15 protein-coding genes are annotated in these 14,091 nt (G+C 44.0%); 8 read left to right on the forward strand and 7 right to left on the reverse strand.

Features of this window, described 5'->3' with window-relative positions:
• Positions 1-216: 216 nt before the first annotated feature.
• The 4 genes from ACHUFW_RS18330 to ACHUFW_RS18345 form a co-directional block, all read right to left on the reverse strand.
• Positions 217-1,386 carry a tetratricopeptide repeat protein gene (locus tag ACHUFW_RS18330; protein ID WP_394205088.1) on the reverse strand — a complete coding sequence of 390 codons (1,170 nt, stop codon included), beginning with the start codon at positions 1,384-1,386 and terminating at the stop codon, positions 217-219.
• A 305-nt stretch (positions 1,387-1,691) separates the two neighbouring features.
• Positions 1,692-2,033 (reverse strand): hypothetical protein, encoded by a 342-nt coding sequence (locus tag ACHUFW_RS18335; RefSeq protein ID WP_394205090.1) that lies wholly within the window; start codon positions 2,031-2,033, stop codon positions 1,692-1,694.
• Positions 2,034-2,124: 91 nt separating this feature from the next.
• On the reverse strand, positions 2,125-3,375 hold the full coding sequence (locus ACHUFW_RS18340; RefSeq protein WP_394205092.1) for an ammonium transporter: 1,251 nt from the start codon (positions 3,373-3,375) through the stop codon (positions 2,125-2,127).
• 11 nt (positions 3,376-3,386) lie between these two features.
• Positions 3,387-3,725 (reverse strand): P-II family nitrogen regulator, encoded by a 339-nt coding sequence (locus ACHUFW_RS18345; RefSeq protein WP_394205094.1) that lies wholly within the window; start codon positions 3,723-3,725, stop codon positions 3,387-3,389.
• Between the two features lie 247 nt (positions 3,726-3,972).
• Here ACHUFW_RS18345 and ACHUFW_RS18350 point away from each other — a divergent pair, with 247 nt between their 5' ends.
• Positions 3,973-4,515, forward strand: a complete 543-nt coding sequence (locus ACHUFW_RS18350) for an isochorismatase family protein (protein ID WP_394205258.1) — start codon at positions 3,973-3,975, stop codon at positions 4,513-4,515.
• A gap of 87 nt (positions 4,516-4,602) precedes the next feature.
• Here ACHUFW_RS18350 and nrfA read toward each other — a convergent pair whose 3' ends face one another.
• A complete protein-coding gene (gene nrfA / locus ACHUFW_RS18355; RefSeq protein WP_394205096.1) occupies positions 4,603-6,006 on the reverse strand; it encodes an ammonia-forming nitrite reductase cytochrome c552 subunit in 1,404 nt (467 codons plus the stop codon).
• A gap of 247 nt (positions 6,007-6,253) precedes the next feature.
• Here nrfA and narQ point away from each other — a divergent pair, with 247 nt between their 5' ends.
• Complete coding sequence (gene narQ, locus ACHUFW_RS18360) at positions 6,254-7,960, forward strand: nitrate/nitrite two-component system sensor histidine kinase NarQ (RefSeq protein ID WP_394205259.1); 1,707 nt, start codon at positions 6,254-6,256, stop codon at positions 7,958-7,960.
• 143 nt (positions 7,961-8,103) lie between these two features.
• Positions 8,104-8,733 (forward strand): response regulator, encoded by a 630-nt coding sequence (locus ACHUFW_RS18365; protein ID WP_394205098.1) that lies wholly within the window; start codon positions 8,104-8,106, stop codon positions 8,731-8,733.
• Positions 8,734-8,812: 79 nt separating this feature from the next.
• Here ACHUFW_RS18365 and ACHUFW_RS18370 read toward each other — a convergent pair whose 3' ends face one another.
• Positions 8,813-9,184 carry a YacL family protein gene (locus tag ACHUFW_RS18370; protein ID WP_394205100.1) on the reverse strand — a complete coding sequence of 124 codons (372 nt, stop codon included), beginning with the start codon at positions 9,182-9,184 and terminating at the stop codon, positions 8,813-8,815.
• A 135-nt stretch (positions 9,185-9,319) separates the two neighbouring features.
• Positions 9,320-10,096, reverse strand: coding sequence for an FKBP-type peptidyl-prolyl cis-trans isomerase (fkpA, locus tag ACHUFW_RS18375; RefSeq protein WP_394205102.1), 777 nt, complete (start codon positions 10,094-10,096; stop codon positions 9,320-9,322).
• A 224-nt stretch (positions 10,097-10,320) separates the two neighbouring features.
• Here fkpA and ACHUFW_RS18380 point away from each other — a divergent pair, with 224 nt between their 5' ends.
• The 5 genes from ACHUFW_RS18380 (at position 10,321) to lpoB (ending at position 14,050) form a co-directional block, all read left to right on the forward strand.
• Positions 10,321-11,277, forward strand: coding sequence for a WD40 repeat domain-containing protein (locus tag ACHUFW_RS18380; protein WP_394205104.1), 957 nt, complete (start codon positions 10,321-10,323; stop codon positions 11,275-11,277).
• An 8-nt stretch (positions 11,278-11,285) separates the two neighbouring features.
• Positions 11,286-11,498, forward strand: a complete 213-nt coding sequence (locus ACHUFW_RS18385; RefSeq protein WP_394205106.1) for a SlyX family protein — start codon at positions 11,286-11,288, stop codon at positions 11,496-11,498.
• Between the two features lie 32 nt (positions 11,499-11,530).
• A complete protein-coding gene (gene def / locus ACHUFW_RS18390) occupies positions 11,531-12,016 on the forward strand; it encodes a peptide deformylase (RefSeq protein WP_394205108.1) in 486 nt (161 codons plus the stop codon).
• On the forward strand, positions 12,013-13,380 hold the full coding sequence (locus ACHUFW_RS18395; RefSeq protein WP_394205110.1) for a COG3014 family protein: 1,368 nt from the start codon (positions 12,013-12,015) through the stop codon (positions 13,378-13,380). Before def ends, ACHUFW_RS18395 begins: the two co-directional genes overlap by 4 nt.
• A gap of 76 nt (positions 13,381-13,456) precedes the next feature.
• Positions 13,457-14,050 carry a penicillin-binding protein activator LpoB gene (gene lpoB, locus ACHUFW_RS18400; RefSeq protein ID WP_394205111.1) on the forward strand — a complete coding sequence of 198 codons (594 nt, stop codon included), beginning with the start codon at positions 13,457-13,459 and terminating at the stop codon, positions 14,048-14,050.
• Positions 14,051-14,091 lie beyond the last annotated feature (41 nt).

The raw sequence follows: 14,091 nt of genomic DNA on the forward strand, positions 1-14,091 counted from the left end.
AGCGGATATTAATCTCTTTCGAAATAAGCCCAAAAATAACACTTTTATGACAATTAACCGTAACGAGTTGAAATAGCATGGAAGGAATAGCAAGTAAGAAATAACCACAGCAAGTTTTTGCCTGCCCGATAGTAATTCGACGGCAGGCTTAGCTAAATTCAACGGTAACGACACACCTCAACTTCAAGTTCGTTGATAACGGTACTGTTCGCCCTGTTAATGACTTTGCATCGCATGCAGTTTAGCTTGATAACGCTGCTTACTGCCATCATCTGATGTCAAGGCCAAAGCCTTTTGTAAGTTTGTTCTTGCGCGGCTTTCATCACCAGTCGCCCAATAAGCTCTAGACAGTCCAAAATAAAACTCATGTCGATAGTCGGCTTTTTCTACAGCGCGCTTGTACCAAACAACCGCCTCTTCATACTGCATTTCAAAATAGGCTTGTTGAGCCATATCATAGTAATAATATGGGTTTCTAATTCTGGCAAGCTCAAGCACTTTGTGTACTTCTGCCCACTCGGTTAGTCGGTCCTGTGATGCCAACAAAATAGCGTAGTTATACAGAGTGTTCATATCTTCATCTTTTAACGATAAAGCGAACTTATATACTGACTCCGCCTGTTTGGACATTTTCTTATAGCGATAGAGTACCGCAAGGGTATTTAACGTAGGTACATAATCGGGCTTGATGGTTAATCCAGTTTTCAATAATTGGTAAGCTTTATCATAGTCCCCCATAACTAAGGACTCCGCCGCGACATTGTTATAAAACATGGCCATCACAGTGTTGCGATCAACGACCTCTTTACCATAGGCCCTGACCGCACGCTCTGGCATAAAATCGACCTGAATTGAATTAGATAAAAAAGTCACCATATTCGCCTCTTTTTTAGGCTTGAGTTTGAGATTGATATGGCCATTGACGAGAAAAAAACTACCTTGTTTATCCCACACAGGCGGCACTGCAATATCTTGGAAAGTGACAGGGACGCCAAGCACATCCGCCATCGCCCCAGTTAACAGCACCAATGATAAACAATTCCCCATACGTTCATCGAACGTCTCACTTGCCACCTTAGTCATATTGTCATAATAGGTAAAACCACCGTTATCAGCATCGATATAATTCGCTAACCATTTATGAGCGTCTAGGTTTTTCCCTCGGGTCATGCGATTTTGCTGGTAGGCCGATAGCAGTGACCTTTTTGCTTGGTCTGATAATGCAAATAGCTCATCCGGTTGGACAATGCCTTCCACATGTTTAAAGTGCTCGTCATGGAAAAATTGTTCGATATCTGCAGTATTGGTGATGTCTTTGGAGGTAGATGCACAGGCGCTCATCAACAAGATAAGCATTAACAGCTGAACTCGAGTTATCCACTTCATATGCTGCACTCCTATGCAATAGACACCTATTAAGCATAATAGAACAATCGCAAGTTAGCAGAGAAAAGCGTTACAAAAGATGACTAACACCAATCGGCATAAGAAGGTGATCTACTCAGAGCTATTTTTGGCAAACTAGTTCGAGACGGATAACTTAAGTAATAGTGATTCTATAATGCAGGACAATAGGGATATAGGAGGTAGAGTAGCGCAGGAGCAGTAACCGAGGCGCATTTAATGACCTTGTCTCACAAGCGCTAAACGCTCGCTGAGCAATCACATCTTTACGCCGATTGGTATAATGATTATGGCTTAGGTGTTTGCTGCTGATGACTCTTTGGCGGATCAACTTGAATATAAACATCCTGTTGCTGATAGTGATAGGGTCGATAATAGCGCTGCCCGCAACGAAAGTAATGAATGGGCATTAAGATACAGCCCACGGGTAAAGCTTGTAAGATTTGGATCTGTTGCTGATATCGCAACGCTTCTTGCCATTCATGTAATTGCTGCACTTGATCGCGAACAGCAAAGGCATCAAAGGGCTCACTTGATTTTCTAACCACAACTTGGCCAGCAGAGAGTTGTATGGGTAACCCTATCGCTATTATCAAAATCAGTAGTTTGCTAACACAAAAATGTCTCATCGCAATCCCCAGGCCCCAAACGCTAACATCATGATATAAAAAAACAGGGCAAAAAGCCCTGTTTATTATTTATCCAGCCATTTGACTTACATTATCTAGCGCTCTTTATTGATACAAACTCTGGGTAGGCATCAATACCGCAATCAGAGGCATCCATCCCTTTATATTCTTCCTCTTCGGTAACACGAATACCAATCGTCTTCTTCAATACATACCATACACAGAGCGAGGCAGAGAACACCCAAGCAAATATCACTGCTGCACCAAATAGCTGACCTAAGAAGGTCGCATCAGGGTTTGACAATGGCACCAACATTAGCCCGTAGAAACCTGCAACACCATGCACTGAAATTGCCCCAACAGGGTCATCTATCTTAATGCGGTCAAAACTAACAATAGAGAACACCACTAAGCCACCTGCAACTAAGCCAATCACACCAGCCATAGTCAGTGATGGTGATAATGGATCAGCGGTAATAGCCACTAGACCTGCTAATGCACCATTTAGAATCATGGTTAAATCAGCTTTGCCCCACACCATCTTACACACCAACAATGCGGCAATAGCGCCAAATGCAGCTGCTGAATTGGTGTTAACGAAAATTTTAGCAACAGCGGAAGAGTTCTCAACATCCGATACGAGTAGCTGCGAACCTCCATTAAAGCCAAACCAACCCATCCACAAAATGAACATACCTAATGTCGCCATTGGCAGGTTTGAACCTGGTATCGGATTAACTTGGCCATTGGCACTGTACTTACCTTTACGCGCTCCAAGTAACAGCACACCCGCTATCGCTGCGGCAGCACCAGCCATATGCACAATACCACTACCAGCAAAGTCAACAAACCCTGCTTCAGATAGGAATCCGCCGCCCCATGTCCAGTAACCTTCAATTGGATATATCACACCGGTCAATACCACAGAGAAAGTTAAAAATGCCCATAATCTCATACGCTCAGCGACCGCACCTGACACAATAGACATCGCTGTTGCCACAAACACGACTTGGAAAAAGAAGTCAGATTCCAACGCATGGTCTGCATCAGCCGCTTGACTACCGATAATGGCACCAAATGAGGGCAACCACCCTCCCTCGGCATTGTCGACATACATAATGTTATACCCAACAATCAGGTACATCACACATGCAATGGAATATAAGCACACGTTTTTGGTTAAAATCTCTGTGGTGTTTTTAGAGCGCACTAGGCCTGCTTCTAACATGGCAAACCCTGCTGCCATCCACATTACCAAAACGCCTGAAATCAAAAAGTAAAAAGTATCTAATGCAAAACGTAGTTCACCGACCGTTGCACCTAAGCTTGTTAACTCTTCCATTATTATTCTCCTTATAGTGCTTCGTTATCCAGTTCACCCGTTCGTATACGGGTCACTTGATCTAGGTCTGTGACAAATATTTTTCCATCACCAATTTTGCCGGTGCGAGCGGCCGCAGTGATTGATTCAATAAGTAACTCAACGTTTTCTGATTTGGTGGCAATATCAAGTTTGACCTTAGGTAAAAAGTCCACTTGATATTCAGCACCACGGTAAAGTTCCGTATGGCCTTTTTGACGACCGAAGCCTTTAACTTCAGTGACCGTCATCCCCTCAATGCCAACGCTAGCGATTGCTTCGCGAACATCATCTAATTTAAATGGTTTTATAATTGCGCTGACCAATTTCATTCCAGCCTCCAAGTGCTTTGTTATTTTGCTACTCAATAACAATTCAATCATTAGGCCAACTTTTTTATTCATTTAAATACAACAACTTAAAAACAACACACAGATATAGGCATCCCACCTTCGCACCAAATTAGTGCAACTAAGACACAGCTGCACAACATCAGCGCACAATATTCGACCAATGCCTAATTGGCTTTTTAATCGTCAAAGTTAGGATCGCATTAACGACAATCACTGGGGATAGATGATGTTAACGGAACAAGAATGTGCACTGGTTTTTGTGGATGTGCAGGGCAAGTTAGCACAGACAATTGCTCAGCCTGCGGAGCTTGAGCAAAATTTATCGAGTTTATTAAGCGGTATTGCGCTGTTTGACATTCCCGTGCTTTGGGTAGAACAACTGCCAGAGAAATTAGGCCACACCAGTGATGTGCTACGCAGTCAATTGCAAAAAACCACTAATGTCATTGCTAAATCCACCTTTAGCGCGATGCATTGCCAACAATTCAAGCAGCAACTCGCTAGCCTAAACCGACAGAAAATCATCTTAGTGGGGATAGAAACCCATATCTGTGTTTACCAAACACACAGATCATTAGTTGCAGCTGGGTATGAGGTCCATGTTGTGGCAGATTGTGTTTCATCACGCACTGAATCCAATAAACAGCTTGGTCTGACAATGATGCAGCAAAGCGGCGCACAGCTAACTAATGTGGAATCTTTGTTGTTTGAATTGCAACAGCAGGCAACGGGAGAGCGCTTCAAAGCCTTATTAAAACTTATCAAGTAATCCTTATAAGTCGCTTTTATCGGTGACAGCATCTAGCAACAAAAAAGCCCCGATTAAATCGGGGCTTTTAGTTACTTCAGTGAGTTATTAGTAAGTCGCTTCACGCTTCTTAGCTTCTTCATCCCACTTAGGTACAACATTTTCTAGGAACTCTTTCTTATCAGCGTTCATCTTCTTCATGTCCATACCTAGCGCAGCTTGTGCTTTCGCTTTAGTAGAGATATCTGGAAGCGCAATAGGTTGTTTAACACCTTTCGCTGTCAATAAGTGAGCTAGCTTGATACGTGCATCAGCCGCTTTACTTACTGCAGTACCTAGTACACGCAACGCTTCATCTGGAGCGTGAGATGCAACGCCGTGTGAAGCAATTGCATAGTCCCAACGCCATTGAGCGTGACGGATATCAGTTAGGATTGGCTTCATTTCAGCTTCAGTTGCACCAGCTTTCCAAGCAGCACCGGCTTCGAAGTGAGCATGAACTAGTTGCTTCTCAGCTTTCAACTGAATCTCTTTAACCTTAGCTTTACGCTCTTTATCTAGGTTAACCATGAACTCTTTGCTTTGCTCGTGACATGTGCCACAAGTTTCTTCGAAGCGATCAAATGGATTACCCACTTTGTGGTCAGTAAACTTACGACCTTCTGGGCTCTTAACACGTGGCATGTGACAGTCAGTACAGCTTACGTTGTTCTTACCGTGCATACCTAGCTTCCAAGTTTCATAACCTGGGTGCTGTGCTTTAAGCATTGGTGTTTTAGATACAGCGTGAGTCCAATCAGCAAACTCTAGTGCATCATAGTAAGTTTCCATTGCTTCGACGGTAGTACCGCCATCCCATGGGAACTTAACAAAACCTTTGCGATCTTTGGTTTTTTCAAAGTAGTACTCTACGTGACACTGAGCACACACCATAGATTGCTTGTCTTTACGAGAAGCTTCATCAAATGGTGTTCCGATAGCTTCAAAACCGCGCTCTGCAAATGGGCGAGAGATACGTAGTTTTGATTTGCCTTTTTCGTGACAATCAGCACAGCCAATGGTGTTTACGATTTCAGCACCACCTTTAGCCCACTTACCGCTGAAGTAGCCGTCTTCACCTTGCTCTTCAATTACGCGAGGTACATCAGGGCTCTTACAAGACCAACATGCCATTGGCATTGGGCCATCTTCTGCTGACTTAGGTGCACCTGTACGTAATGTTGCACGTAAATCAGTTACCGCGTAGTGGTGACCACGCGCTTTGTTATAATCTTTAGCAAAGCCGTAACCTGCCCAAAGAATAACTAGGTTTGGATCCGCTTCTAGTGCATCAATAACTTCTACACTTTCAGAAGTGGCATGCCAGCTATCATATTGCTTAGAAAACTTATCTTTGTATACTTCATTGCGTGGATCAGTTTCGCTTGTTTGAGCGATTGCGCCCGAGGCCATTAAGCTCGCAGCTACCAATGCACTTAGTGCAAAGGATTTTTTGTTTAATGTTCTCACCATCTCATCTCCATGTTACTTTTATAGTAGTCTTGTAAAACCACAACATCTCCAAGGCCAAAGTTAGCTGCAAACCCCTAGCAAAAATATACCCCTAATGGGGTATCCGAATAGAAATTTGCGGTAGATCAATTTGTGAATGTGTTGTTGCTCACATTTTTATCGTTTTGTTAAAAATTTAACCTTTAACCTAATGTAGAACATGGTTAATTAGTTGTCACTGTATAGAAGTATATTACGAGTTTTTATGATGAAAAAAGGCAGTTTAACCTCCACTATTTTAGGTTTGATGTTAGTGCTTATTTTGGTTTCCAGTGGCCTAGCGACATTCGCCCTAGTTAACCTCGCCTATAGCTTAGGAGATGCACGAGCCATCAATGCATCAGGCTCACTTCGTATGCAAAGCTATCGATTACTGTTTTATGCCAACTCTGGCAGTAAAGAAGCAGAAAGCAAAATCAGTGAATTTGAAAATACACTTTACTCCCCTGCACTTAGACGCTCAATGGAATGGTCTACGCCCAAAGCGCTGAAAGACCAATACCAGCTGGTAATTGAAAAGTGGCGAGTGATGAAAACCTATATCATTGAAGAGAACTCTCGCCTCTATGTGGCATCATTAAAAGACTTTGTCGACACCATTGATCTGCTGGTATTAGAAACAGAACATCATGCGGCCTTTAAGTTAAGGCTGCTAGCAGCCAGCCAAATCACCGGCCTTGCGATTATGTTGCTGATTGCCATGTTAGCGGTTCGCTTTACCCAGAGAAAAGTGGTCAAACCGCTACATCAATTAATGGAATCAGCCAATACCATTTCAAAAGGTGACTTTAATGTAGAAGTACCTAAAACAGGTTATATTGAACTGGCGGCGTTAAGCAATGCTCTGGAAAGCAGTGCGCGGGATCTGAGCCGGCTTTATGGCGACCTAGAAGCTCAAGTAGAAGAAAAAACCATTGCATTAACCAAGGCCAACAATGAGCTGAAATTGCTCTATGACACTTTGGTCATGCTGCATTCTGGCAAATTAGATATCAGTTCCTTACAAAGCGCGCTCAACCAGCTCAAGGCCCATGAACCTTCAAGCCATCTGCGGCTAGTGATAGCCCAAGACAATGAAGATAAGCAAGTCATTGAGGCCCATGGTGGCTGGCCAGAAAACGCCAACAACGTCACTCGCTATCCACTCAACTTTGAAGCCAATGAACTGGGTTATCTTGAAGTGTCCACGCCAGAAGGCGCAAATAACCCCATGTTTGAAAACTTTGCCATCATGCTTGCTCGTTCAATTGTTATCTATAATGCAGGTGAGCAGCGACAGCAATTGGCTTTAATGGAGGAACGTGGGGTGATTGCTCGAGAACTCCATGATTCGTTAGGGCAACTTTTATCGTTTTTAAAGATTCAAGTAAACTTATTATCAAAACAGCTCGATGGTGCCTGCCGAAGCCCTGAAGTTGAACAGCAGTTGGCAGAAATCAATGAAGGCGTCACCACCGCCTATGTACAGTTAAGAGAGCTGTTGTCTACCTTTAGGCTAACCATTGACGATCCAAATCTAAACCATGCTATCGACGTGATGCTTACTCAATTGCGTTGTCAAACCGACACTGAAATCGAGCTCGACTATAAACTGCCATTGCAATTACTTGGCGCCCACCAGCACATTCACGTGTTACAGCTAACCCGTGAAGCCACCCTCAACGCCATTAAACATGCCCAAGCAAAGCGGATTCTTATCAGCTGCAGCAAAACATCAGGGACAGATGTCAGCATCAGCATTAGTGATGATGGTATTGGCTTAGATAAAGTGCAGGAACGCGATCAGCATTTTGGTATCGGAATTATGCATGAACGTGCTAGTCGTCTGGGCGGTCAAGTCACTTTCAGTAGTAATGAAACTGGCGGGACAACAGTCACACTGACGTTCCCGCCACAAACGGAACCCGAACATTAATGATGCCAGCACTTGTCTACAAACAGCCAAACTACCGTGCTAATTTAGCGCGACGCTTGCATTCATTAACAGAGGGAGTAAGCTTGAGCGCATACACCAAGACACTACGGTCAATTAGACTTCAGTTGGAGGTAACATAATCCATGGGCAAACCCTATTCAGTACTTGTTGTCGACGATCATCCACTGCTTCGTCGTGGTATCTGCCAATTAATTACATCAGATTCAGATTTTACCCTATTCGGTGAAGCGGGTACCGGTTTAGATGCGCTATCGGCTGTTGCCGACGATGAGCCAGATATCGTACTTTTAGACCTCAACATGAAAGGCATGACTGGATTAGACACCCTCAATGCTTTACGACAAGAAGGTGTCACTTCTCGTATTGTGATCTTAACCGTTAGCGATGCCAAACAAGATGTGATTCGTTTAGTTCGCGCCGGCGCAGATGGCTACCTACTAAAAGACACTGAGCCCGATTTACTGCTTGAGAAATTGAAAAACACCATGCTAGGTCACCGTGTTATTTCAGAATCAGTAGAAGACTATCTTTACGAGTTAAAGGATGCAGCTGATGAACAAGAGTGGGTCAGTAACCTAACTCCACGGGAGCTGCAAATTTTGGAGCTGCTAGCAGAAGGGAAAAGCAATCGAGTTATTTCTGAACAACTGCATATCAGTGAAGGCACTGTTAAAGTGCACGTGAAAAACTTGCTGCGTAAAGCCAATGCTAAATCTCGCACAGAAATGGCAGTTCGCTATTTAAATCAATAAACCACGGTTTATATAGCTGACGCCAAGGCAGTCGTCCCTGAGGCCGTGATAAATTCACGGCTTTTTTATGCCCGCCCCCTTAGCTATCAGAGATAAAGTCCTGCCAACTTTGAAGTGCATAAAGAAAATCTTCTAGTCCGCAGAAGGCTTCAGACTCACCGTTGTATAATGAAAAAGCCTCATCAAACTCATACTCTTGTTCGATATCTAATTCATTAGCAAACACCCTAACTTGTTCTTGATCGATAGCGACTGACACGCCACGCCCCGTTAGTAACCATGTCTGAATAACGCCCTGCTGCAATTTATCAATCGCAGTCTCTATCTGTGAAATCTTTGCTTTATCTTCGCCCAACTCTTCAACAAACCAAAATCCTAGGATTTCATGATCCATACTAAAATTAGCCACTAACGTGCCAGTTAAATTATTACGGCGAAAATCATATTCCATTGGGCAAACCTACATCTATTATACGCTATCAGGTAATTTCCCATTATAGCGCGACTCACCCTAGAGGTAATCCACTGTGACAATGTGGCATAAAAAAGGGCGCCAACTGGCGCCCTTTTAATCAACTGCTACCAATTAGTGTGCATGGCCATGATCAGCTTCAGCTGTTGGCGCAGCGGCTTTCTCAATAGACAGTAACTCAACTTCGAAAATCAGCGTTGAGTTGGCAGGAATAGTGCCCGTGTCACGGTCGCCATAAGCTAACTCTGAAGGGATAACAAACTTATACTTTGAGCCTACAGACATTAACTGAACGCCTTCAGTCCAACCAGGAATAACACGGTTAAGTGGGAACTTAGCACTTTCGCCACGAGCAACAGAGCTATCAAATTCAGTGCCATCAGTTAGCGTACCAACATAGTGTACTTCAACAGTATCTTCCGCAGCCGGCTTCTCACCAGAACCTTCAGTCAATACTTCATATTGCAGACCTGACTCAGTCGTCGTTACGCCTTCTTTAGCTTTATTTGCTTCTAAAAAGGCTTTGCTTTCTGCTAGTGCTTTTTCAGCTAGCGCAGTCGCTTGCGCTTGACGCTTCTCATTTAACTTACCGTCTAACGCTTGTAGTACGGTTTGCATCTCTTCTTCAGTTAGCTTTAGCTCATCATTTAAACCGTTGCTGAAACCGGTAATGATAAGGTCACGGTCAACATTGAAACCTAAATCTTCTTGCTCTTTGATGTGACCTGACATGTACTTACCAATTGATGCACCAACGCTGTACGCTTCTTTCTGTGCTTCAGTAGTCAGTTCAACTTTCGCTACTGTTTCTGCCGCCTTCTGCTCTTGATTACATGCAGTAAGCCCCACAACAGCTAGCGCGACCAATGAATATTTATAGATAGATTTCATTCAAGCTTCCTCAGCAAATTTCTTTTAGTGACTATCACCTTACTTATCTAAGGCGAACCACTTTATACTAGTTAATTAACATATACCAATTACATTATGTCTAACATGGTTTTCAGTTAAAAGCGATGAGCAATCTATCTAAATTCTGTCAAACTGGTGTGTATTAATGTTAATTGGCATAAAATAGCTTATGGGCTATCGACATCAACAACAGGGAGAAGTTCATGAAAAAAGTTGTTTTACTTATTTTCGCTGCCTGTTTAATTGCCTGTCAGCCACAGGGAGAGAGTCAACAGCTTATTAGTCAACCAAGCTATAGCGCCACCTTGTCTGAAGATGGCAGTTTGGCATTAATTAGCACCAGTAATAATGACTTACAACTGTGGGACCTCATCTCTTTACAGCAAAAATATCATTGGGTTCACGGCACCGACAACAATAGCGATGCCATTGATACCGCCATTTCAGCCAATGGCCAATTTGCGGCTTCATTAAGCAAACATTCAGTTGCGCTATGGCAAATTGCCGACGGTCAATCATTAGGTTGGTGGTCTTTACCGGCGTCTGGGCAATCTGTAGCCGTCTCTGACCGCGGCAACTTACTCGTCGGTTTAAGCGATGCCAGTGTCATGTCACTTGACCCAAGCAAACAACGCCTCATTCAGTTTCTTGGTCATACAGAAAAAGTAAATCGTGTGGCGATCTCTGCTGATGGGTATACCGCAATTAGCGGTGCCAATGACAACCAAGTTATCGTTTGGCGAGCCGATACCGGCCAGCCCGTTCAACAATGGCAGTTGGACTCTCGTGTCACTCAGGTCGCTCTCAACCAAGACGCGAGCTTAGCCTTTGCGAGTGACAGCACTAACCAAGCTAAAATTTGGCAAATCAGCAATGCAGCTATGGTCAGCCAACTAAAAATCAAACGACGTAAAATGAACTTTTCTACCGCACGCTTTACCAATAATAACCACTGGCTGATGACCGGCACGCCCGCTCGCGAGGTCATGCTATGGCAAGTAAATACGGGGAATCAGCTCGCAAATTGGCGAGTTAACCGTACAGAGCATGCGCAAATCAAGGGAGCCGTAGTATACTCTGTGGCAAACAAGGCTAATCATGAACTTGTTAGTCTAAGTAGCAACGGTTTATTGGAGACTTGGGCCGTTCCCCATAATTAGAGAGCAACATGCAGCAATTAGAACAACGCGTCGCCGAATTAGAGATGAAACTTTCTTTTCAGGAAGACACCATCGAAGCGCTAAACCAGCAAGTCATTACACTCAATGAATGCCTTGAAAAGCAGCAAGAAACTATTCGTTTATTGGTCAGCAAATTACGCGCAGCTGAACCCAGTAATATTGCAACTCAAGCGGAAGAAACGCCGCCTCCTCACTACTAAACATTGAATCAGCACAATCATTAAGGCGATGCATGCTAAACATCCTACAATACGGTGATCCTCAGTTGGCTCAGCAAGCCAATGCCGTAATAAACTTTGACTTGTCTTTGCAAGACTTGGTCGAAGAGATGATGTCAACGATGCAAGCCTATGCGGGGGTGGGCATTGCCGCACCACAAGTGGGTCACAATCTTGCTGTATTTATCCTCGCCTCGCGCCCTAATCAACGCTACCCTGATGCACCACTAATGGAACCTTGCGTGATGTGTAATCCCAGCTACCAAGTGGTTGACGAGCAATTAATCTGGGGAGAAGAAGGGTGTTTGTCTCTGGCAAACAAACGTTTTAGTATTGCAAGGTTCAAGGCCATTGAGGTGCGCTTTCAAACTGTGACAGGACAATGGCAACAACAGGTCTTAAGCGACTTTATTGCACGTGTTTTTCAGCATGAATTTGACCACTTGCAGGGCATCACCTTAATGGAGCGGCAGCAATTTCAGATGGAGTTAACTCAATGAAGCAACTTGCAGTAACCCTGATGCTATGTGTTTCCTTAACCGGTTGCGCACTCAACAGCATATTCATTAGTTACCCATCACAGATAAGCCCAGTAAAAGCTCAGATCAACAGCGCAACGCCCAGTGCAGGCATTAAAGAGGTAAGTGACAAAATTAACGGTGCTGATGGCCTACTCTATGCCCAAGAAGCGGGGCGAGTTGCACAAATCAGCGGCGATTTTAGCGCCAGTAAGCAATATTACCAAGCCGCTGAACGCGGTTACAAAAAGTTTGATGACCAAGCCACAGTATCGGTCACCGATGTGGGCGCCACTGCCAGCAGTATTTTTATCAATGACAATGTCATCCCCTACCGCGGAGCGGGTTATGAGCGCATTATGCTGCACCAATACCAAGCACTCAATTACCTGTTTAGTGGTGATAGCCAAGGTGCCTTAGTCGAAGTTCGCCGAGCCAATGAATTACAAAGTGCTGAACAACGTCGCTATCAAAAGTCCATGAAGTCCGTGCAAGCGATGGCTAATGGCACTGTCGATGCAGAAATGCAACGCTTAGATGATGTCGCCGGCAGTGTGACTAGCTCATTTCTCAATGCCTACAGTTACTATACAACTGGGTTATTGTATGAATTGTTAGGTGAAGCCAACGATGCCTTCATCGACTACCGTAAAGCGGCACAAATTGCCCCCAATAACCGTTATCTCCAACAAGATCTTGTAAGATTATCGCAACAGCTGGCGATGCCTCAAGCAGACGAGTTTCGCAAACGTTGGGGCCAAGCCCCTCAACAAGGTAAAGGGCAAGGCCAAGTTATCTTTTTAGTTGAGCGCGGTTTTGTCCCAGAAAAGCAAAGCTTTAGCGTACCATTTAGAATAGATGGCAATTGGCAAACAGCCGCATTAGCCACCTATTCTTTCATGCCGCCCAAAGCTAAAGCTGCAAACATAAGTGGCCTACCTAAGCCGCTTAAAGCGCAAGCGATTGCCAACATAGATGCTTTAGCCGTCACGGCACTAAAAGAAGAATTACCCATGGCACTAGTTCGCCAAGCAGCCCGTGTCTATGCAAAAGCTGAAATGGCCAGCAGTGTGCGCAGTGAATCCAAAAGGCGTCATAATGAAACCGACTATGGCGCTATTGCTATGCAAATTTTCAATGTGGTCAGTGAACAAGCAGATCGTCGTAGTTGGCTAACCTTACCCCAGCAAGCGCAGATCGCGAGAAGCTATGTTGATGCAGGCGAATATAATGTCGGCATCGATAACCGTGCCACGACTAAGATAGATATCAGACCCGGACGGACAACATTAGTTTGGGCAATTGATACTGGAAATTACACCCGTTTTTATTCAATAATTATATAAGTTCTGTTGCTCAGCAGTGTTTTTGGCTTCAGTGAGTCTTACAGATCCGAACCAACCATATAGGAATCGGTATTTTATGAAAAAGTTTAATCTAATATTTATTATTGCTGTGGCTATTGGCCTAGCAGGCTGCCAATCGAAAGTTCAATATGGTGACGCAACAGAAGTTGAAACCGTCAATGAAAACTTTGGCTCTACCGACCTACAAGCCATCACCGCGAAAATGGTCGATAGCATGCTGACTTTCCCGCCAGTAGTGGCCATGACAGCTAACGATCGCCCGATTATTTTTGTCGACAAGATCAAAAATAAAACCTCAGAGCATATCGATACCGAATCTGTTACCGACTCTATCAGTAATAAACTTCTGCGATCTGGTAAGTTCCGTTTCATCGATATGACCAAAGTTGATGCTGTTCGTAAACAGCTCGATTACCAAAACAACTCTGGCATGGTAGACCCGTCTACTGCCATTAATTTTGGTCGCCAAATTGGTGCGCAATATATGCTTTACGGCAACCTATCTAGCATCGTCAAACAAGATGGCAGCACCAAAGATGTCTACTACAAAATGACCATGCGCCTTATGGACTTAGAAACCGGTCTTATTGAGTGGTCTGACGAAAAAGAAATTCGTAAAACTAAGTCAAAATCCTTTTTAGGCCTGTAATCGGACTAAAAGCTAAAAAAACCAGCGAAATCGCTGGTTTT

The organism is Shewanella waksmanii (assembly GCF_043643685.1).
Lineage (GTDB): Bacteria > Pseudomonadota > Gammaproteobacteria > Enterobacterales > Shewanellaceae > Shewanella > Shewanella waksmanii_A.